The organism is Roseofilum halophilum BLCC-M91 (assembly GCF_030068445.1).
GTDB classification, from domain to species: Bacteria; Cyanobacteriota; Cyanobacteriia; order Cyanobacteriales; family Desertifilaceae; genus Roseofilum; species Roseofilum halophilum.
Map to the genome: position 1 here is coordinate 50577 of NZ_JAQPOK010000088.1, position 19668 is coordinate 70244.

Annotated in this window: 19 protein-coding genes; 3 read left to right on the forward strand and 16 right to left on the reverse strand. The window is 47.5% G+C overall.

Annotated features, from left to right (window positions below; translation table 11 throughout):
* Positions 1-129: 129 nt before the first annotated feature.
* The gene (locus tag PJF56_RS11715; RefSeq protein ID WP_283762857.1) at positions 130-1314 is read right to left on the reverse strand and encodes an S-layer homology domain-containing protein; all 1185 of its coding nucleotides are present in this window, start codon (positions 1312-1314) and stop codon (positions 130-132) included.
* Between the two features lie 142 nt (positions 1315-1456).
* Between PJF56_RS11715 and rppA the strand changes: the two genes are divergently transcribed.
* On the forward strand, positions 1457-2134 hold the full coding sequence (rppA, locus tag PJF56_RS11720) for a two-component system response regulator RppA (RefSeq protein ID WP_283762858.1): 678 nt from the start codon (positions 1457-1459) through the stop codon (positions 2132-2134).
* A 10-nt stretch (positions 2135-2144) separates the two neighbouring features.
* Here the strand turns inward: rppA and PJF56_RS11725 are convergent, their stop codons facing one another.
* The 3 genes from PJF56_RS11725 to PJF56_RS11735 all read right to left on the reverse strand — a co-directional run bounded on the left by PJF56_RS11725 (position 2145) and on the right by PJF56_RS11735 (position 5181).
* Positions 2145-2972, reverse strand: a complete 828-nt coding sequence (locus tag PJF56_RS11725; RefSeq protein ID WP_283762859.1) for a metallophosphoesterase — start codon at positions 2970-2972, stop codon at positions 2145-2147.
* Positions 2973-3280: 308 nt separating this feature from the next.
* On the reverse strand, positions 3281-3955 hold the full coding sequence (locus PJF56_RS11730) for a response regulator transcription factor (RefSeq protein WP_283762860.1): 675 nt from the start codon (positions 3953-3955) through the stop codon (positions 3281-3283).
* A gap of 137 nt (positions 3956-4092) precedes the next feature.
* Positions 4093-5181 carry a DMT family transporter gene (locus tag PJF56_RS11735; protein WP_283762861.1) on the reverse strand — a complete coding sequence of 363 codons (1089 nt, stop codon included), beginning with the start codon at positions 5179-5181 and terminating at the stop codon, positions 4093-4095.
* Between the two features lie 400 nt (positions 5182-5581).
* Here PJF56_RS11735 and PJF56_RS11740 point away from each other — a divergent pair, with 400 nt between their 5' ends.
* Both PJF56_RS11740 and PJF56_RS11745 read left to right on the forward strand, forming a co-directional pair.
* Complete coding sequence (locus PJF56_RS11740; protein ID WP_283762862.1) at positions 5582-7150, forward strand: serine/threonine phosphatase; 1569 nt, start codon at positions 5582-5584, stop codon at positions 7148-7150.
* Between the two features lie 40 nt (positions 7151-7190).
* The gene (locus PJF56_RS11745; RefSeq protein ID WP_283762863.1) at positions 7191-8417 is read left to right on the forward strand and encodes a protein kinase domain-containing protein; all 1227 of its coding nucleotides are present in this window, start codon (positions 7191-7193) and stop codon (positions 8415-8417) included.
* A gap of 33 nt (positions 8418-8450) precedes the next feature.
* Here the strand turns inward: PJF56_RS11745 and PJF56_RS11750 are convergent, their stop codons facing one another.
* The 12 genes from PJF56_RS11750 to PJF56_RS11805 all read right to left on the reverse strand — a co-directional run bounded on the left by PJF56_RS11750 (position 8451) and on the right by PJF56_RS11805 (position 19529).
* Positions 8451-9329, reverse strand: coding sequence for a hypothetical protein (locus PJF56_RS11750; protein ID WP_283762864.1), 879 nt, complete (start codon positions 9327-9329; stop codon positions 8451-8453).
* A 324-nt stretch (positions 9330-9653) separates the two neighbouring features.
* Positions 9654-9869, reverse strand: coding sequence for a DUF4327 family protein (locus PJF56_RS11755; protein WP_347179524.1), 216 nt, complete (start codon positions 9867-9869; stop codon positions 9654-9656).
* 367 nt (positions 9870-10236) lie between these two features.
* Positions 10237-12180 (reverse strand): glutamine--fructose-6-phosphate transaminase (isomerizing), encoded by a 1944-nt coding sequence (glmS, locus tag PJF56_RS11760; protein ID WP_283762866.1) that lies wholly within the window; start codon positions 12178-12180, stop codon positions 10237-10239.
* 132 nt (positions 12181-12312) lie between these two features.
* Positions 12313-14022, reverse strand: a complete 1710-nt coding sequence (locus PJF56_RS11765) for a hypothetical protein (RefSeq protein WP_283762867.1) — start codon at positions 14020-14022, stop codon at positions 12313-12315.
* Positions 14019-14390, reverse strand: a complete 372-nt coding sequence (locus PJF56_RS11770) for a hypothetical protein (RefSeq protein ID WP_283762868.1) — start codon at positions 14388-14390, stop codon at positions 14019-14021. Before PJF56_RS11770 ends, PJF56_RS11765 begins: the two co-directional genes overlap by 4 nt.
* A 62-nt stretch (positions 14391-14452) precedes the next feature.
* A complete protein-coding gene (gene vapC, locus PJF56_RS11775) occupies positions 14453-14854 on the reverse strand; it encodes a type II toxin-antitoxin system tRNA(fMet)-specific endonuclease VapC (protein ID WP_283762869.1) in 402 nt (133 codons plus the stop codon).
* Positions 14851-15087, reverse strand: coding sequence for a hypothetical protein (locus PJF56_RS11780; protein WP_283762870.1), 237 nt, complete (start codon positions 15085-15087; stop codon positions 14851-14853). The genes vapC and PJF56_RS11780 overlap by 4 nt, the downstream gene beginning before the upstream one ends.
* Positions 15088-15148: 61 nt before the next feature.
* A complete protein-coding gene (locus PJF56_RS11785) occupies positions 15149-17989 on the reverse strand; it encodes a CHAT domain-containing protein (protein ID WP_283762871.1) in 2841 nt (946 codons plus the stop codon).
* A gap of 192 nt (positions 17990-18181) precedes the next feature.
* Complete coding sequence (locus PJF56_RS11790) at positions 18182-18673, reverse strand: PIN domain-containing protein (RefSeq protein WP_347179530.1); 492 nt, start codon at positions 18671-18673, stop codon at positions 18182-18184.
* Positions 18670-18915, reverse strand: a complete 246-nt coding sequence (locus PJF56_RS11795; protein ID WP_283762873.1) for a UPF0175 family protein — start codon at positions 18913-18915, stop codon at positions 18670-18672. Before PJF56_RS11795 ends, PJF56_RS11790 begins: the two co-directional genes overlap by 4 nt.
* 21 nt (positions 18916-18936) lie before the next feature.
* Positions 18937-19215, reverse strand: coding sequence for a hypothetical protein (locus PJF56_RS11800; protein ID WP_283762874.1), 279 nt, complete (start codon positions 19213-19215; stop codon positions 18937-18939).
* Between the two features lie 89 nt (positions 19216-19304).
* Positions 19305-19529, reverse strand: a complete 225-nt coding sequence (locus PJF56_RS11805; RefSeq protein ID WP_283762875.1) for a hypothetical protein — start codon at positions 19527-19529, stop codon at positions 19305-19307.
* Between the last annotated feature and the right edge of the window lie 139 nt (positions 19530-19668).

Consider the following 19668-nt stretch of genomic DNA (forward strand, 5'->3'; position numbering starts at 1 on the left):
CAGGAAAATACACATCAAAAAGGATTGAAGTCCGACAGACTTCAACCTCTCCAGTGTATCCTCTATCTTCAATTACCGCGCCAACATTCCGCCCTAGAAGAACGGGGAGCAGTCCATACTCATGAGTGATTACTCCCGATCAATTGTATGAATCGATCGCCCCTCTCCTTGTGTCCCAAAATACGTTAGAGCCGTTGCTGCTTCCAACTGGGTCACTGTTTTTTGCGGTTGAAACAACCGAGTATAGCCAAACACGCGGCGAATATTAGCATTGTTTCCATTTTGGAAATCCACCAAAATACTCGGTAAAACTTGGGCATTAATTTTACTCGTATCCTGAAATCCCCAAGTGTCTTTGACCGCCTCTATCGTGGCTTTTGGCAGTGCTGAACGAGTATCTAACGGGACTTTCCAGCCAATGAGATTTTCCCTCGTTAGGGGAGCATCAGGACGAAACCGGGTTTCCGTTGCCTCTCCAGTCAAGGCACTGGGAATTAACCCCGCCTCCGCCAAACCCTGAATATAGGCAAAATCTGGGTCACTTTTCGGGACATCTTGGAAAACTGGCTCTCCAGTCCCAGAGGCTAACCGAATCTGTTTACCCGGATCGTCTGCATAGATTTGATTATTGGCGTTGATTAACCAGCGAGCATACTCTCGACGGGTAATGATTTCATTGGGTTGAAACGCTTCTACAGAAATATCATTCGTAATTCCGAGGGCGATCAATTGTTTGACTTCTGGCGATAGAGGAGTCGAAACTTGCGACGGAGTAGGAGAAGGGGAAGGACTTGGAGAACTGATGACCGTGGGCGTATTTTCTATAGTTTCTATACGATAAGTTAAGGTATAAGTCGTTTGTCCAGAAGTCGGGGGCGCAAAACTGAGGGTAAGCTGTAAATCCTCCCGACGCGCAGACAGCTCCGGTGCATCTTGAGCGCTGGTCATTTCCCAGTTATTCTCAGTGAATTGCTGTTGGTAATAGCGTCTGACTACCGTGGTAGAGTCAGGGCTAAACCAACGGGTAATGAGTCCTTCTTGGGCCGAAGTTAGGGGAGAAACCAATTCTAGAGTAGCGTTGGGATATTGGGGAATAGCAGAGGGAAAGTTATCTGGAAGGCTAACAGCAGCAACAGGAGCAGGGGGAACAGAAGCTTGGGGAGAGGGTTGGGACGCAGGAGGTTGTTGTAGTTGGGGATCGGGTGCAAGCAGTTGCTCTAGACTTTGACCTCCAGAGCTATTAGCGCAGGAAGTTAAGGGAGCGATCGCTATTAAGATAGCGAATAAGGAAAGAGCTGGAGAAGGGTTCAACACAGATTAGAAAATGGTTACGAGTCCATCGATCGAGTCTTCTGATCCCTATCTTACCGAAACTCGGCTGTTGGTATGGTTATCCTCAGCTTTGATTGGCTCGGCGATCGCTGCTGACCATAATAGACAATAGAGCATTAGGAACATGAAGATTCTCTTAGTTGATGATGAAGTTGCCTTAACCGAGTCCCTGACTCAAGTTCTCAGACGAGAAGGATATGAAGTCGATGTTGCCACTGATGGCAAACAGGGAGAACAATTAGCCACAACTGGAGAATACGATCTGTTCATTCTCGATTGGATGTTACCCCATCGCTCTGGATTAGACATTTGCCGATCGCTACGAAAGGGTCAATCTTCTACTCCGGTTCTGTTTCTCACTGCCAAAGATACCTTAGACGATCGCGTGATGGGACTCGATAGTGGTGCGGATGATTATATTATTAAGCCCTTTGAGTTGCGGGAATTTCTCGCTAGGGTACGAGCCTTATTGCGCCGTTTCACCGCCCCTAACCGTTCCGTGTTAGAGGTGGAAGACATCAGGTTAGATCTCGATAATCAAATGGGCGATCGCCAAGGACGCTTAATTCAACTCTCGGAAAAAGAATGTCGTCTCCTCGCCTACTTTATGCAACATCCCGGTCAACTCCTCACCCATGACCAAATTTATCAAGCTCTCTGGAGCGCCGATGAATCCCCCAATAGTAATGTTTTAGCCGCCCAAGTGCGTTTACTGCGCCGCAAAATTGAGTTACCCGGAGAATCCCCCTTAATTCATACCGTTTATGGGAAAGGGTATCGGTTTGGCCGACTCGCCGATTAAAACGGGCCATTTAAACCAAAGTGATCGCCGTTAACTCTGGAGGACAAAATAAGCGCCCAGGGGGATAGGTTCCCAATCCCCGATTCACATAAAGGCGATTATGATTGAGTTGATAGAGTCCGGCTGACCATTCCCAATGCTTAACCACGCGATCGCACTTGCGTTGTAGCAAGGGTATCCACTGACGTAACCACGGTGGTGTAGCCAGAATTGCTCGTTCTTGATACGCAATTAATGGCCCCAATTCCGGTAACACAATTTGTCCCCCATGGGTATGACCCGATAACTGTAAATCCACGCGCCATTGTTGTAAGACTTCCGCACTATCCGGTTGATGGGAAAGCACAATTCGCGGGACTTGCTCATCGAGATCGTTGAACACAGAGGCCGGATTAAAATCCGGTGACCAAAAATCAGGCAATCCCACCAAAGCCAATCCTTTTCCCAGAGGATAACTGACTTGATTCCATAACACCTGAATGCCAATATCAGTTAAAGCTTGAGTCACGATAAATTTAGTGGTTGGATAATAAAGATCGTGGTTACCTAAAACCGCATAAATCCCCCGCCGAGACTCAAGTCGTTTCAACCGTTTAACTAAGTCATGAATTGGATCAGGTTCATAGGTGACAAAATCCCCCGTTAAGACCACCAAATCGGGATTCATGCTATTACTGGTACGAATAGCTTCGGCTAACAGTTCCTCAGAAAGTTTCACTCCATCATAATGAAAATCAGAGAGCTGGGTAATTTTCAGCCCTCGTAACTCTGGAGGTAAGTTATTCACGGTAACCGGGATCTTCTCAACAGTTAACGGCCCGGAGAAAAATTGATGCATAAGCCTACTGAGCGCAAACGATTTCTTTTAGCATAGCTTATCTACTTCAGGGTTTAAGTACAGCCAATCACTGAATTTCCTCCAGCAGTTCTTGGGGCTTTTTCCAGGCTTTAATTCTTCCGTCTCGATAGACTTTAGTAATAAATGGAGCAGGATGGTCAGCAATAAACAGACTCGCTCATTATGCTGCGCTTCGAGTCATTTCACAACGGATCGCTTCTTCAATTTTGAGGCGACTGTTCAAAGATGCTTTAAGTGCTATTTTTCCTTGTTGTGAGGCATTAATCAATGATCCATATCGTTCTTTTCTAGTCTCGCAAAACGTAGCCGACACCGCGCACGGTTTGAATGATGCGTTTTTCCTGATTGGCTTCTAATTTTAAGCGCAGATAACGGATATAGACTTCAATAATATTAGAATCGCCCATGAAATCATAGCCCCAAACCTGTTCTAGAATTTGGTCGCGGGTGAGAACTTGCCTAGGATGCATCAGTAAATATTCTAACAAATCAAATTCTTTGGCGGTTAGCTCGATCGCCCGATCGCCGCGTTTGACTTCCCGCGACTTGCGATCTAAGCTCAGATCCTCAAAGGCTAAATACTCGCGCTCGGATTTCTGTACTCGACGAATCTGTACCCGAATCCTAGCCAAGAGTTCCTCAATGTTAAAGGGTTTGACCAAATAATCATCTGCACCTGCATCTAATCCCGCGACGCGATCGCCGACTTCATCCTTAGCAGTCAATAGAATCACCGGTACACTCTCCCCTGTCTGGCGTAAACGGCGACAGAGATCGATCCCACTCAACCCCGGTAACATCCAATCAAGAATCACCAAATCCGGTTTTAACTCTCGAATCCGGGTTAATCCCGTCAAACCATCCCCCGCAACCGTTACCTGGTATCCTTCATATTGCAGTTCTAATTCTACAAAACGAGCCAGTTTTGCTTCATCTTCAATCAGCAGAATATGGGAACTCATGGCCGCAGACCTAACAGGGAACTTAATCCACTATGATACTATGATGAAAATGGGTTAAACTAGGGAGCAAAATGCCCGCACTCAGTCAATCGATTGATATTACTGGAGTGGGAGCATCTTGCTCCCTACATTTTTAATTAGGGTATTTCCGCTTCGCGGACATGAATCCGCTTCGCGGACATGAATCCGCCTCGCAGACATGAATCCGGTTCGCGGACATTTTCATCTAAAGATTCCTCAGTAGACGACTCTTCATTGAGAATGCGATCGCTATATTGACTCGATTTAGCTAAATAAATTCCCCCTAAAACCGTAGCAAACGCCAGAGTGTTCACCAGGGTTAAGCCTTCGGCAAAGACAATCCAAGCAATAATGGCGGCAAACACCGGATCGAGCAAGAGGAAAATTCCCACTAAACCAGAAGACAGACGCTTGAGGCTATAAGCTTGTAATCCTTGTCCCACCACTTGGCAAATCACGGCTAACCCAATCACAGAAAGCCATCCGGAGAGAGTAATCGGAAACAGTTGGTCTTCAGCCAGTAAAACAACCGGCAGGGAGAGAATCGCACCTACCCCACAACACCACATTAAGATCACCGTAGCGGGGAATTTGTGGCGCAGGGTTTCAATCAACATCAAATTGGCAGCCGAAAAAACAGCCGATAATAGGGCAGCAATGTCCCCATTGAGGTGTTCAGTACCAACCTGGAAGTCATCGAGTCCCAGGGCAACTGCCCCAATCATGGCAATTAATAGCCCGGTTAAAAACCGGCGATCGAAAGATTCATGGAAAATCGCCCAAGCTCCCAGAGTCGTAAATAAAGGAGTTAGGTTATGTAGAATAGTCGAATTGGCCACACCGGTGAGGGTTAGAGACCAAGCCCAAAACGCCAGACACCCCCAAAACATGACCCCAGCAGCGATCAGCAACAATACATCCTGTCGATTCATTGCTTCCACTTTCGGCTTTCGGTCTACTGCCTCCTTGTTTTTCCACTGTTCTAGGGCATAAATCACCCCCAGGACTAAAAAGGCAATCCAAAATCGGTTGAGAATCGTGGAAAATGGCCCCAGCTCTCGTTCGCTCAAGCGAATGAAAATGGCAGCAAAGGACAAAGAGGCGATCGCGAAAAATACGGCTAAAAGGGCAGATACAGTGGAACTGATTTTGGGAATTCTCGGTAGATGGGGTTGAATCGAGGGTAAGGCTCTGGTAAAAGACATGATCTTAGCAAGGGTAAACCTTGGAGTAACAAGCGTCAGCGAAGGGGGTCGAGTAAATAAATGTGCTTAATCCTCTCCTTCCAGTTATCTTAAGATTCCTTCCTTATAGCTCGAACAGGATTTTTGCAATTTGTTACACAATGAAACGGCTCTTCATCGAATCATCAAACTCAGACAATAAATCACCATGGGGAAATTTAACCTGCTATCCTGAAAGATGCAAGAGATCGTGCGATCGCTTTAGCGATGGGTCGCATGATTGTCGCCTTCTACCCAGCTATCCCACGCTCCTGACGATCGTTATCCATTCTTAAGCCAGTATTCTGGATTCCCAGGATCTTCAGACGTACTAATTAACAATTCTCCTAACTCAAGATAAAGATTAAAGCTAAAGAACCCTATGGATATCTCACCAAACGATGCACAAGTTATAGTCCCAGAACTCGCCCATATTTATCGAGTGCTTGAATCCCAATTGGGCGAAACGGATCGCCATCGTGTCCCGTCTCTACAGGAATCTCGGCTGGAAGCAGAAAACCAAACGGTCATGGTTCTCGAAGACCGCTCAGACTGGAAACCCGTGGTAGATCTGTGGCGAGAAGAAAACATGCCCTCAGAACAAATTATCTTTATGTTTCATGAGATGCTCGATCTGTGGGAACAGCTCGAAACGGTCAATTGTTGCCAAAGCCTTCTAGAATTAAGTAACCTGCTGCTCGATGAAGATGAAATTCTCTGCCTCAAACGCTTACATCCTGACAGCAATCCAGAAGGAGTCAGCCTTAGAGAGTTGGGTAAAGTTTGGCAACAACTGTTTCAACAGTCAGAGATGACCCAAGTGGGATCGCTACTGTCCCTCTTGCAAGACCTACAAGGGGAAAAAATGACTTCCGTTGACCAAGTACGCGATCGCCTGGAAGAAATTTTGGCCGAAGAACACGGCGATCCAGACCTGGACGACGACGAAAGCCTTGCCCCCCTCTATCCTGAAGAAGAACTCGATCAGGACAAAACCCAACCCATTGACTACAGCGATTACAATCCTTCCGGATTCCCTGCCCCCACCCAGATAGCTCCCCCTATTTCTCCCTTCGAGGATATGCCCACTGTGGTGTTACCCATGCAACTGTTTAGCCTCGATTATGCCGGGGCAACCGACAAGGGAATGCAGCGAGACCACAATGAAGATAGTTTTCTCATTCACACCCAATTAGAACGCATTGAAGATAAAACCGGGCGCACCATCCACGCCAAAGGGCTGTATATTCTCTGTGATGGCATGGGGGGCCATGCGGGAGGGGAACAGGCCAGTATGGTGGGGGTAAAAACCCTGAAAGAGTATTTTCAAACCCATTGGTTTAACTTGCCCGATTCTGAATCCCGCCTGCCCTCGACGGAATGTATTGAAGAAGGGATATTCCAGGCTAATCAAGCGATCTATGATATCAATCAATCCCAAAGTCGTACCGGAAGCGGACGCATGGGAACTACATTGGTGTTGGTCTTGATTCAAGATGTTCATGTGGCTGTTGGCCATGTGGGGGATAGTCGGTTATATATGTTTAGCCGCAAACAAGGGTTAACGGCATTAACTCAAGACCATGATGTGGCCCAACGGGAAATTAAACGAGGGTTAGAACCGGAATTAGCGTTTGCTCGTCCGGATGCCTATCAATTGACCCAAGCTTTGGGGCCCCGCCATAATGATTTTGTCAAACCGGATATTTATTGTTTTGAACTGAATCAAGATAGTCTGTTGCTGTTAAGTTCCGATGGTCTCACGGATAATGATTTGGTAGAAAAGCATGTGGGTAGCCATATTGAGCCGCTCATGAGTTCTCGTGCCAATCTGGAGCGGGGAGTGAGCGATTTAATTGATTTGGCTAATGAACATAATGGCCATGACAATATTACGGTGGTTTTGGTGCGGGCTAAGGTGCGCCCCAATTTGGGAGGGTTGAGCCGTTAGGGGACGCTGGGAGAAAGTCGGTATGGTTTGAGGTTCGATAATGCAAGGGACGATTACCCTGACGTTGTTAGATCCAAAGGAAGGAGATCCGCTCCAAAGCTGGGAGTTTCTTCCCCAAGGAAAAGTTTGTATTGGCCGGGCCCAGGATAATGAAGTGGTGCTTTCTAATGATTTGGTGTCTCGGTATCATTTGGAGTTAGAACCGATTCAGGATAAGGGGGCGATCGCCTGGAAGGTGACGAACCGAGGGACGAATGGCACGCTAGTGAACCATCAGCCGATCGCCCAAATTGTGGTCGAGAGCAAAAGTCTGATTCAGTTAGCGGCTGGAGGGCCGATTTTAGAGCTGACGTTTGCCAATCAGGAAATTGCTCCCCTTCCAGGAACTTCAGGATGTACCCATGAAGGCAATGCTCCGAATAATCTGTTTTGTATCCATTGCGGTCAACCTTTGCACATTGAAAAGCAGGTGCGAGATTATCAGATTTTGCGCATTTTGGGCCAAGGGGGTATGGGAACGACCTATTTGGCCTATCCTCCCCTATCGGAACAACAGACTTCTCAGTTAATTGTCCTCAAGGAGATGAATTCCGATCTCGCTCGCATTGCTAAGGCGAGGGAACTGTTTGACCGGGAAGCTCGTACCCTGAAGGGGTTGAACCATCCAGGGGTTCCCCGCTTTTTTGATTCGTTTATTGAGGAGGGTAAAAAGTATTTGGCCATGGAATTAATCCATGGTGAAGATTTAGAGCGTCTGTTGTATCAGCAGGGGTGCTTTTCTGCACCGGTGGCGGTTGAGTGGATGATTCAAACCTGCAAGATTTTGGGTTACTTGCATAGCCAGTCTCCCCCGATTGTGCATCGGGATATTAAACCGGCGAATTTGCTTCTGCGACGTTTGGATCGTCAGATTGTGGTGATTGATTTTGGGGCGGTTAAAGAGATTGGAACGCCCTTGGGAACCCGGATTGGGGCTGAGGGCTATAGTGCGCCCGAACAGGATCGGGGACAACCGGTGACCCAATCGGATTTATATGCGATCGGGCCCACGCTTGTCTTTTTGCTCACGGGAGAGCAGCCATTAAAATATTACAAACGCCGTCGCGATTTCTCCTATCGTTTAGACTTGCAGTCCGTGGAAGCAGTGGCTCCACCTCTGCGGGAGGTGATTGAAAAGACGACGGCTCCTAAACCCCGCGATCGCTTCCAAACGGCTGAAGAGCTAGTGCAAGCTTTAGAGTCTGCACTTTCAGCTGTAAAGCTATAAACCCACATTCGGCATTCAAATCGACTATAATTGTTAATTGATATAAAGTCCGGCTGACCTTCGTGCTTGTTGTAAGTCTTGGCTCAATCCTAGACGATTTGACCAATCATTTAGATAGTTAAAGTCCAGAGATTCTCCTTGTACTTTCAATATTCCTAAAATATCTCGCCATTGTTTATCCGATTCAGTTTGACTTCTCCACTGAAGTTTATTAAGAATAATATCTTCTGGGGATGCTAGATTAACCTCAATTCCACCTGGAATTTTGTATTGTTGTCTGCGTTCAAATTGAATGCGATCAAATGCATTATCATCAGATAAAATGAGGTCTGCACGGGAAATAGTTTCAATCTCAGTGACTTGTAATATTCCCATCCGACCCTCAACAATATCCTCTACACCAGGAACATAAAACCCAACAATTTCTAATTCAGTTGCTAGTTCGGTAACCTGTTGAGGCTGAATAAAAATAACCATATCAACATCACGAGTCGTGCGAACTTCCCCATAGGCGATCGCTGCCACTCCGCCTGTAATATAATAAGGGATATTGAGGGATTCAAAAATTAGGTGTAACCGCCCTGCTAAGGCAATTGAATCTTGAGTCCAATTCATTGGATTTTTAGTCGTTATAGCATCGAGGAAATGCGCCTCTCCTAACCAAGCTTGAGCTAATTTCTGAGCCAGTTGTATCTCAGATAAGTCAGAAAAGCGTTGGCGGAAACAGGAGAGAGAAAACTGACGAGCATTCTGATTCATCCCAGCTCCCATTGCCAGCCGTTGTGATGGGGTACGTTCTTGCAGCAATCTAAAACCCAATATATCAACTTGAGGAGTGGTGTCTGGCGATTGAGATTGATAGCCCGGTGTGACAGCTTGGCTTGATAATTGACCAGGAATCGGTTTATTCATTTAAAATTGTGTCATATCAAGTTCCATTAATATCAAGTGCGGGTAATCAGTTAAAGTATAGGAGTCAGGTGGGCAGGGTCTTTGGGTAGAATTTGAATGATACAGCGCTTCGCGCGGTAATGGGTAATGGGTAATGGGTAATGGGAAAACCATTTTTCACGCTATAATCCCCATTTTTCAGGCTTTTCATGGGAAGGCACTCAACCCTTAAAATTTCGATAACTGTACCTCATAACATCGAAAAGCGCTGTATGGCTTCTTCTGTTGCCCACCCTACGATGAGCTAGGGGATGCCATGAGTGGCTCGCTACCCCTAGACCGGAATTAGTCTTCCCATTCTTCTACAGCCAGGAGTTCACTAACGGGATCGTGCATAGAGAAATCGTAGGCTTGCAATTCTTTTTTCCAATATTGCCACTGGTCTCCATACAGAAATGCCATTTTCCAAATGCCATCTGTCGGTTTCAGGATATTGGAATCGACCAATGATTTCACTTTGGATTGCAGTTTAAACATTGGGTGAACAACCTGCTGGCTCATACAACCTTGATTCATATTTGAAGTTTGTCAAATCTTTTCTATGTGTGCTTTCCTAGTGGCGAGTGAGGGTTCTCGTGAAGATTCTGCAGAATTAGAGAACAAGAACAGCTAGGAATTATTTTTCTTGTTACTCCCTCACAATAGCATAACACTCTAGGAAAGGGAAGAGTTGCATAGAAAAGTTTTTTTTATGTAATGGGGAATGGGGAATAGGCAATAGGAAGTTCTCCATGTCTCCCCATCTCCGCGTCTCCCCATCTCCGCGTCTCCGCGTCCCCGCGTCTCCCCATCTCCGCGTCTCCCCATCTCCGCGTCCCCGCGTCCCCGCGTCTCCGTGTCTCCCCATCTCCCCCACTCCCCCATCTCCCTACTCTACCGTCACCGATTTAGCCAGATTCCGGGGTTGATCGACATCGAGACCTCTGAGGGCGGCAATGTGATAGGCCAGTAATTGCAGGGGAATCACGCTCACGAGGGGCGAGAGAGACTCATCAACCGTGGGAATGGCTAAGATTTCGTTGAAAATATCTTGAGCTTCGAGGGAGTCTTTGGGGGTGACTCCAATTAGACGAGCGTCTCTGGCTTTGGCTTCTTGGGCGTTAGAGAGGACTTTTTCGTACAGCAGTCCCGGAACGGCGATCGCCACCACAGGCACTTTGGCATCCAACAGAGCAATGGGGCCGTGTTTCATTTCGCCAGCCGGATAGCCTTCGGCATGAATATAACTGATTTCCTTGAGCTTCAAGGCTCCTTCGAGGGCAATGGGAAAGTTGATTCCGCGACCCAGGAAGATAAAATCGCTGGTTTCATTAAACTGATGGGCCAACTCTCCAATATAATCATCCTGCTCCTCAATCAGCCGTTCAATCAGTGGGGGCAATTCGCGCAACTTCTTGATGATGCTCTCGATCGCCTCTGCTTTCAGGGTCTTGCGGCGATCGGCCAAATCCAAAGCTAAGGCATAAAACGCCATCACCTGAGCGCTAAAGGTTTTCGTCGCTGCCACTCCCACCTCTAAATTGGCATGGGTATTAATAATGTAGGGAATCAGCCGACCCAAAGAACTTTCCGGCCGGTTCGTAATTCCCAGCATTCGCGGTTGATATGCCGGAGAATGGTGGGACTTGCGCCGCTCCTGTTCCATCTCCAAAGCTGCCAGGGTATCCGCCGTTTCTCCCGACTGGGTAACCCCAATGGTTAACGTATTCGCCGTTAAAGGTGGGGGAGAATAGCGAAACTCCGAGGCATATTGAATAAAAGTGGGAACCCCCGCCCATTGTTCCAGCAAATGCTTCCCGACTAGCGCCGCGTGCCAACTGGTTCCACAGGCCACAATCTGGATCTGTTCTAAGTTCTCATACAGGCTTTGGGGTAAGTTGAGTTGCACCAGTCCTGGAGAGGATGCAGGGGCAGAAGGTGGATTAGAACCTGTGATTCGACTACGCTCACCAACCGTTGGATTTTGGGTTTGGAGATACCATTCTGGGTCAAAATAGGCATCGAGTTGGGTTCGCAAAACCGTCGGTTGCTCATAAATTTCCTTGAGCATAAAGTGGCGAAACCCTTGTTTTTCGGCGCTGCTGGGATGCCAGTTCAGGGTTTGGGGATATTTGACCCGTCGCTCTCCCCGAAAATCATAGACTTCTACCCCTAGGGGAGTCAGGCGAGCGATTTCCCCGTTATCTAAGGGCAGAATAATATGGGTGTGGGAAACCAGGGCTGGGGTATCGGAGGCACAGAAAAATTCCCCTTGACCAAAGCCAATAACTAGGGGGGCTTGTTGGCGGACTACGATCAGTTCATCGGGAAATTGGGTACAAATAATGGCAACAGCAAATGCCCCCTCTAACCGGTTCACCGTTTGCCGCACCGCTTCTAGGAGGGAATTCGAGTTCAGCGATAAATACTCAGAAATCAGATGGGGAATCACCTCCGTATCCGTATCGGACACAAACTCATGACCCTTTGCCTTCAGTTCCTCCCGCAACTCCCGATAGTTTTCCACAATTCCATTTTGGACAACCGCCACCGTTGCCTGCTTATCGGTATGGGGATGGGCATTATACTCCTCCGGTTTACCATGGGTTGCCCATCGAGTGTGCCCAATGCCTACACGAGCGCTATCTTCAACCCCCCTAAGCTTATCGCGCAAATTATACAGCTTTCCTTTGGCTTTGATGGCGTGCAGTTCGCCTTCAGAAATCATGGCAACGCCTGCCGAATCATAACCTCGATATTCCAGCTTCTCCAATCCAGATAAGAGAATATCCTTAGCTTCTTGAGTACCAATGTATCCAACAATTCCACACATTGAATCGATTACTCCAGGTTGTATGAATGACGCAACTGGGGGGTTTGTAGACGGAGAACTTGGGCGATCGCCCTCCCCTTAGCTCTCCATGCTAACAGTTTCTTCGTGGGATTCGTTAATTCACCGGATGGTTCACCCGAACTTCTCTTTTTTTGGGCGATCGCCCTCCTCCGGTGGCAATGATGATGCCTGTTGGCTTGATTGGAGCTTTTCTAAGTTACGCTGACGGTTAATCCACTTTTGGGCAATTTTCCAGGCTCCAAAAGAACAGACAGAACTCGCGAGTAAAGCAGTGAGAAAGGGATGGGGTAATTGAAAGTCTAGTTTTTGGCGATTGGGTAAATACCAGGGTTCAGTCATTAAACCAGACGTTGAAGCGACGATCGCCCCCGCAGCGATACCCACACCGATCGCCTGAATTTCGTTTTCCAGAATGCGATCGCGTTCCGCTTGGTCAATTTCTACTAATCCCCGAATCGTATTAATTGCCGTATCTAACAGCCGTTCCCCTTGCTGAAGATAAACCAAATCCACTTTAATTTGTCCCTGAAACGTTCCAAAAATATAATTTGCCTTATCCCGCAAACAACTTAAATCACTTTGAGTTTTAACCTCCATTCGCGTCAAAGTATTTAGATAATTTTGCCGATTAATTTCAATGGTGTTCTCGAATGTCACCAAACTTCTCATTCTTTGAGAATAGCGCAACGACAAATCCAACAAATTCTTGATTTCCCGTTTCAATAACTTTAACTCTTCCTCCGATAAATCCGGCGGAACATTCGTCGCAATATTAGGCGGAAACGTCCGAATCGTCCTCTCTATCGTTTCAATATCCTGATTCGCCTTTTTATATTCCCCACGACTGTCCAGGTAATTTTGGCAAATCTTGTGTTCATAACAAAACAACTCCGGTAAAGACCACTGGACCGCATTGAGTTTCTCTTTACTCTCTTCTGAAAATATCAGCAAAATTAGAATCTGTCCGTAGGGATGGCGGTTATAAACATCTTGATACTCATACAAAAATCCTCCCAAAAACTCGCGACTAGCTAAAAATGGTGGCGCTGTTTCTAGGGAGTCAATTCCTAACAGGTTTTGTAATAGCCGATCGGCTAATGGTTTACTCCCCTCCAGACTCCCTGCGGAAGAGTCGATAAAACCACTAAACAGAATCGTTGTCCCCCAAAATGCTTGCTGGAGATGAGTTTGTAGGGGGTCATTTAGGTTTGATGAGGTTCCGGTAAAAAATGACTCAGGAGGTCTTAATTCCGAAATATCTGAGAATTTAACCCCATCTTTTCCTTGTTTCTGGGGATGGAGTAAGTGTAATAAAAAGCTATAGCTATCATTGATATATTGTGGGTGGAAAAATCCACGATATCTTGAATTAAAATTAATTCGTTGAATGCCTACCTTGCCCGGATTCTTGATGCCTTGAAAAAATGAACTATTAGCATTCGTTAATTTTTCAAAATCCGACCGAAATAGATAGTCTTGAATGACATCTTCTAGGGTCAATCTGCTCAAATGATTGTTTAAATTAATGAGATTTTCTAGAATAGTTATTCTCTGTTTACACCACCAGACCAAGACTTGAATTTTATCAATATCCGGAAGCCAACTCTCCAGAATTGACAAAGGGGATAAAATGTCTCGTTGTAACTTCTTGATGAGCGAATCCACCAGCGTATAATCCGCCAATAACCGCACATAATAGGCAATCATTGACCTTAAATCTATATTCCGATCCGGGTCGTTGAGGTTTGTGGTTCTTAGAATTTTTAAATGATAGGTGAATAAACGAACTTCTGGGGCATAAATTACCTTGTCTGTCATCATGATTGCTGCTCATGTTGCCCTTTAGCTTGGCTAATCGTTTCATCCACAAATCGAATTGAGAAGTTTGTGAGTCTGAGGATTTGCCGTTCCGTTTCGTCCTCATCTGGGTCTTCGTCTTCAGGAATCGCATCACCTTGGACGGGTCGGAGAGCTTGGAGGATTTGACTATATTGGTGTTTTTTACACCATTCTGTAATAGCTTTCTTTATGGTTTTAATATCATCATTGGCTGACGCGAGGCTGGCTTTCAGTTCCGTTAAAGTTTCCCAAGCCTCGGGGGGAATAATTGCACTATCTGGTTTCTTGCTTTCTCGATGCAGAAGCAGTAAGAAAGCCCGCACAATTCGTTCTTTTTCAGATATGGGCATGGTCTAACCTCATTCTGGCTCAACTCTGCCCCATTATAAACCGATCGCCGTAAACGCAAACCCTACTCAACCCAATTCTCTAAGTTCAAACCCTCAACTCGGCTGAACTCTTTGATATTATTAGTCACCAGTATCAGTTCCCGATTGACTGCTTGAGAGGCAATCAGTAAGTCATAACTACCAATAGGTTGCCCTCTTCGCTCTAATTTGGCTCGAATTTCGCCAAATTTTTGAGCATCTTCTGGACGGAAGCCGACTATCTGAAATGGCAAATAAAAGCGAGTTAAGGTTTCTCGATTGCGCTGGGGGTTTTGACTCTTTGCTGCTCCATATTCTAACTCTGCTAACGTAATAATAGACAGTCCAATCTCTCGGGGATCTATGTTTTGCAATGTCTCCTTAACCCTTAGAGGTTTTTGCTTGATGACGTAAATACAAATATTTGTATCGAGCAAAAATTTCATTCAAATATATCCTCTCGTGCCGGAAGTTGAGGTTGTTCTCGAACTTCTAGAAAGTCCGGGCTAAACTGAGATAAGTTATTCCACCAAGTTTCATCAAAACATGGCATTTCCTGAGAGTTTTGTTCCTGATTTGGGCGATCGCCAGCCATACCCTGAATATAGGCTAAAACCCGCTCAACTTGGGAGTCCGGGAGAGTTTCAATGGCTTGAATCAGTTTGTCTCTGGCTGTCATCTCGGGTTCACCTCTATGAAGTGGGTATGGTCTAACCTCATCATGACTCAAGTATTCTCTATTATAAACCCGTTGCCGTAAACGCTGACCAATAATAGGCATTAGCAAAGGGGGGGTTATCCTCAAATAAATCCAAACGGTCTTCCACCGCTTCGACTTCCTCCTCCGTCGCCTTCTGGTCATGTTCTAGCCAGTGGAGAACATCAGCAGAGGATAACCCCCGTAACCAGGTTTGAGCCGCTTGCAGGGCGACTGTCACCGAGGGATAGTCCGGTAAAATTTGATAGAGGCGCAGGGTCACCAGAGTGGCGGCGAGTTCATCCACATTCCAGAGACTGGCGACCACGGTTCGCGCTCCGGCGTAGAGAAAAGCACTGGATAATCCCACATAGTCATCAGTGTCAGAAGTTTCCACTAAGCCAGTTTTGCAAGCCGAAAGCACCAGCAGGCGACAGAGGGGAATATTAAGACCGTTGAAAATATCCAGAAAGGTCAGCTTTTCCTCATTCGCCAGTCTCAGATGGGCGTTGAGGGGGTTGCGCTGGTCAAACTCACCGTGACAGCCAAAATGGACCGCGTGACTCTGCTCCAGGAAGGTTTGGGTCTGGGGTTGGGTGAAATTATCCAGGGTAGCTTGGTCGCGACGCAAGACTTGATGAGGGCTGAATTGGCGCAATAATAGTTCCACTGCTAATTCAGCAAAGGCGAGATTCTTCTCGTTAGTCGGGTTTTGAATGGCGAAGAAGGGGACGGTTTCCCGGTTGAGGGGGGGACGCTGCTGGAGGTTGTTGAGAATTTGACAACTGGGGGCATATTGCACCGGGAACCAGTCTTGCAGGGGTTTTCCCTCACCCCCGGCCCCTCTCCCAGAGGGGGAGAGGGGAGAAGAGGGGACGGGGAGAGCGTGGAGGGGGATGAGATGCAGTTCCCGGTGGGGAATCAGGATGAGCTGTTGAATCTCGGATAATTCAGCCAGAATGCGGGGGAGTTGCAGGGCGGCGCTGAGGGTTTCCAGGCGTTGGGGGAGTTGCTTATTCCAGGTGGGTTTTCCGTAGTCGCTGCGGTAGTCGAGGATGGCTTCGTCGAGGTGTTGGCGGTGTGCCGCGCTGAAGGGGTGGGGGGTAATCTGGATTTGCTCGTCTCGGCGACGGGTGACGAGGAAGAGGTAAAACCCGGAGTCGGCATCCCTGGGGAGATACCACTCGATGAGGGCGGTTTGAGGGGGGAGGAGGTGGCGCAAGTCCGGGAGTTGGGGGAGGACTTGTTGGGTGAGGGTAAAGTTGGGGTCGTCGAGTTCCGCGAGCAGGTCTTGGAATTGCTGATTGGCGGCTTGGAGTTGTTGGCGGATGAGGGTTTCGGGTGAGGGTTGGTTGGGCTGCTTCTCGGTGGTGGGGGTGAGGGTGTCGCTGGAGGTGTAGGCGAGTTGTTGTTGGTAGATGGCGATTTGACGGCGCAGGTCGCTGATGCGTTGTTTTTGTTCGTCCGTGGCGTTTTTGGGGTAGAGGGTGGCGCTGTCGAGGAGTTCGATCAGGGTGCGGGATTTACTGCGTTCGACGGTGAGCAAGGCTTGGGCGTAGTCTTGGTGGTTGATGCAGGCTTGCACCATTTTTTGATAGATATCCAGGGAGTTGGCGATGAGTTCCCGTTTGGTGGCTTCGGAGGTGGCCCAGTAGCGGCTTTGTTCGATGGCTAGGATGGCTTGGTTGTAGCCTTCGATGGCGATTTCCCAGTTTTGGAAGCTGTAGCCGAGGTTGCCGAGGTTGCGTGCGGTGTCGAGGCAGTCTAGGGGGAGGGCTGTGGGGGTGCGGACTTCTAGGGCTGCTCGGTAGCAGGCGATCGCCTGCTCGATGATATTGTTGGCTCGCTCTCCCCGGATGCGTGTGCGGTAGGCTTCTCCCAAGACAATTTGAGTCCTTGCCCATTGTTCGTCGGGAAAGGCGGTGCGGGTGTAGACTTCTAAGGCCGCTTTGTAGCAGCGAAGCGCCTCCTCGATATTGTCGGCTTCCTCTCCCCGGATGGGGTCAGAGTAGGCAATCCCCAAGTTATTTTGAGTCCTTGCCCATTTTTCGGGAAAGGCGGTGCGGGTGTAGACTTCTAAGGCCGCTTGGTAGCAGCGAAGCGCCTCCTCAATATTGTCCCCTCGCTCTCCCCGGATGCGGTCAAAGTAGGCAAGTCCCAAGTTCATTTGAGTATCTGCCCAATCTTGGGGAAAGGCAGTGCGGGTGTAGACTTCTAAGGCCACTTGGTAGCAGCGAAGCGCCTCCTCAATATTGTCGGCTCGCTCTCCCCGAATGCGGCTCCAGTAGGCAACTCCCAAGTTCATTTGAGTCATTGCCCATTTTTCGGGAAAGGCGCTGCGGGTGCGGACTTCTACGGCGGCTTGGTGGCAGCGAAGCGCCTCCTCGATATTGTCGGCTCGCTCTCCCCGAATGCGGTCAGAGTAGGCAACTCCCAAACAAATTTGAGTATCTGCCCAATCTTCGGGAAAGGCGGTGCGGGTGCGGACTTCTAACGCGGCTTTTAAGGCAGCAATGGCAATTTCCAGATTATTGGCTCGACTGCCTAATGGGAATTTCCAAATATCAATGACAAAATCATGAAGGTTTCGGGCGAGGTCTTGATTTTTCCTAATACGATTGGGGTCGAGTTGGGAGTGAAACCATTGGGTGAGGGTTTCGGCAAAATCGAGGTCGAGTTGGTCTTGGTATTTTTGGAAAATGCGATAAACTGCTTTCCCGCTTAATCCCCTTTTTTTGGCTTTCAGTATTTCTAACCAAATCGCTAAATACTCAGGGGATATCCCCTCAACGGTCGGGTGGGAGGTTCTGGGAGGCTGGGAGGTGAATAAAGGGGTGTTCAGCAGCCGCCATAGATTTTGCCATCTCTCACGCCAACTGGACATGGTTCCACCTCCCTGAGTCTTGTTTCCTTGTGGTCGGTGCGGTGAAGCCGAGCGCCACCCCAACTGGATTTTACCTCATCCCGGCGACTGAGAAACCGGGTTTCTTTGTTAAATTTTTGTCAAGAAACACCAGATTCTGCTAGAAACCCGGTTTCTTTTCCCCCACCCCAAACGCAGCTTTTTATCACTTTATCATTCCCCAGCAGCCGCTAAAACCTCTCTATATAAATTTGGCCCAATCCGAAAATTAGCATCCCAGATTAAACTATCCATAATCGGTCTAATCTGAGTAATCAAACCCCGATGCTTTGCCACTAGCAAAATTCCCAATAATCCCGTAATCGACAACCCCAAATCAATCGCTTGCCTTCGTCCTAACCGTTCATCAATCAATAATTCTTCTGCATTCACTTCCAATGCCAACGCGATCGCCTCTGACTCTCCTCGATCTAAATGACGTTCAGTTTGTAAAACATTTACCAGTTGTTGATTAGTGGGTTGGCGAACCTCAATCCAATCAAGACCCAACACATCTGTGATGCGCGGGTCATCTTCTCCTCCTCGCTGTAATTCATACCAAACCCCGGAAGGAATCAATACCTGTCCGTAGAGTTGTTCTAATAACCCCAGATAACCGGCGATCGCCAACCCACTTAACGGAGAAGTATCACTCACAACAATCATAGCCATCCCTTAGCCGTTAAATGCTGTATATCCTCCTGCAATTCCTCCAAATCGTAATGAATATTGATGCCCCTCTCTGATAGAATTTTTTGGAATCTAAACTGAGAGATATTCAGTAACTCTGCTGCCTTACCCAAGCTAATTTTTTCTTGCTGAAACAGCAATAATACCAACTCGATAATCAACTCTTGTTCAGAGAGTCCACTAGCTTTAACAATGTCTTCGGAAATCACTATGCTCATAATCTTGCTCTTACCTCAAAATCAGTAATTTTTCGCCTTAGCTTGACCCTCACTCGTGGCTAGTCCAGATGTTTGACTGTTGAAATATTCCCCCACCTCCTGCGCCACATTCCCCACAAACTGCGCTTGGTTATCTTGTCCCTCTTCCTGCAACTGTGCCGCCACCAACTCGCAAGCCTGCACAAACCCCTCATCCAGCAACTCCAGATGACGGTTGAGGATTTGAGGTTCCTCCCCACTAGGACATTCGAGAAGTTCTTGAATCAGGGAGAGATAAGCCTGCGATCTTTGTTCATCCATAGCCGCGCATCGGGTAGGGGATAGCAGCCCGATTTTACCCCATGCCCAAACCTCAGAAACCCGGTTTCTTTTGCCAGAACACCCAATTATCAATTATCAATTATTTCGTCGTATTGGGTGCTGTTGTCTGTTGGCTGTTTTTTCAGGGTCAGCAGAATCTCATCTAAAGATGTTTGGTCGAGAAACTGATGGCGTTCTTCGGTATAGTCGCCTTGACTCGGAGTAAAGTATTGAATAAACCGGATTGTATCAGACTGTCCCAAATGATTGACTAAAATCTGATAGCCCTTTTCTCTTAATTTTAGTGGGTTCATCAACAACGACTCCTGTTTACTGCTCCTGTAAAACCTCAATCAGCCACACCACCGGATTACGAATCGCCACCTTTAATTGGTGTTCATGTCTGCGAGCCGTCTTGAGCAGGCGATCGTTAGTCATGTTAACCTTCTCTCC

Coding starts and splice junctions, on each gene's coding strand:
- PJF56_RS11750 (WP_283762864.1), bottom strand. CDS start 9,329: ATGAATAAACCGATTCCTGGTCAATTATCAAGCCAAGCTGTCACACCG.
- PJF56_RS11730 (WP_283762860.1), bottom strand. CDS start 3,955: ATGAGTTCCCATATTCTGCTGATTGAAGATGAAGCAAAACTGGCTCGT.
- glmS (WP_283762866.1), bottom strand. CDS start 12,180: ATGTGTGGAATTGTTGGATACATTGGTACTCAAGAAGCTAAGGATATT.
- PJF56_RS11745 (WP_283762863.1), top strand. CDS start 7,191: ATGCAAGGGACGATTACCCTGACGTTGTTAGATCCAAAGGAAGGAGAT.
- rppA (WP_283762858.1), top strand. CDS start 1,457: ATGAAGATTCTCTTAGTTGATGATGAAGTTGCCTTAACCGAGTCCCTG.
- PJF56_RS11755 (WP_347179524.1), bottom strand. CDS start 9,869: ATGAGCCAGCAGGTTGTTCACCCAATGTTTAAACTGCAATCCAAAGTG.
- PJF56_RS11795 (WP_283762873.1), bottom strand. CDS start 18,915: ATGAGCATAGTGATTTCCGAAGACATTGTTAAAGCTAGTGGACTCTCT.
- PJF56_RS11805 (WP_283762875.1), bottom strand. CDS start 19,529: ATGAACCCACTAAAATTAAGAGAAAAGGGCTATCAGATTTTAGTCAAT.
- PJF56_RS11790 (WP_347179530.1), bottom strand. CDS start 18,673: ATGATTGTTGTGAGTGATACTTCTCCGTTAAGTGGGTTGGCGATCGCC.
- vapC (WP_283762869.1), bottom strand. CDS start 14,854: ATGAAATTTTTGCTCGATACAAATATTTGTATTTACGTCATCAAGCAA.
- PJF56_RS11725 (WP_283762859.1), bottom strand. CDS start 2,972: ATGCATCAATTTTTCTCCGGGCCGTTAACTGTTGAGAAGATCCCGGTT.
- PJF56_RS11780 (WP_283762870.1), bottom strand. CDS start 15,087: ATGACAGCCAGAGACAAACTGATTCAAGCCATTGAAACTCTCCCGGAC.
- PJF56_RS11800 (WP_283762874.1), bottom strand. CDS start 19,215: ATGGATGAACAAAGATCGCAGGCTTATCTCTCCCTGATTCAAGAACTT.
- PJF56_RS11740 (WP_283762862.1), top strand. CDS start 5,582: ATGGATATCTCACCAAACGATGCACAAGTTATAGTCCCAGAACTCGCC.
- PJF56_RS11785 (WP_283762871.1), bottom strand. CDS start 17,989: ATGTCCAGTTGGCGTGAGAGATGGCAAAATCTATGGCGGCTGCTGAAC.
- PJF56_RS11765 (WP_283762867.1), bottom strand. CDS start 14,022: ATGATGACAGACAAGGTAATTTATGCCCCAGAAGTTCGTTTATTCACC.
- PJF56_RS11735 (WP_283762861.1), bottom strand. CDS start 5,181: ATGTCTTTTACCAGAGCCTTACCCTCGATTCAACCCCATCTACCGAGA.
- PJF56_RS11770 (WP_283762868.1), bottom strand. CDS start 14,390: ATGCCCATATCTGAAAAAGAACGAATTGTGCGGGCTTTCTTACTGCTT.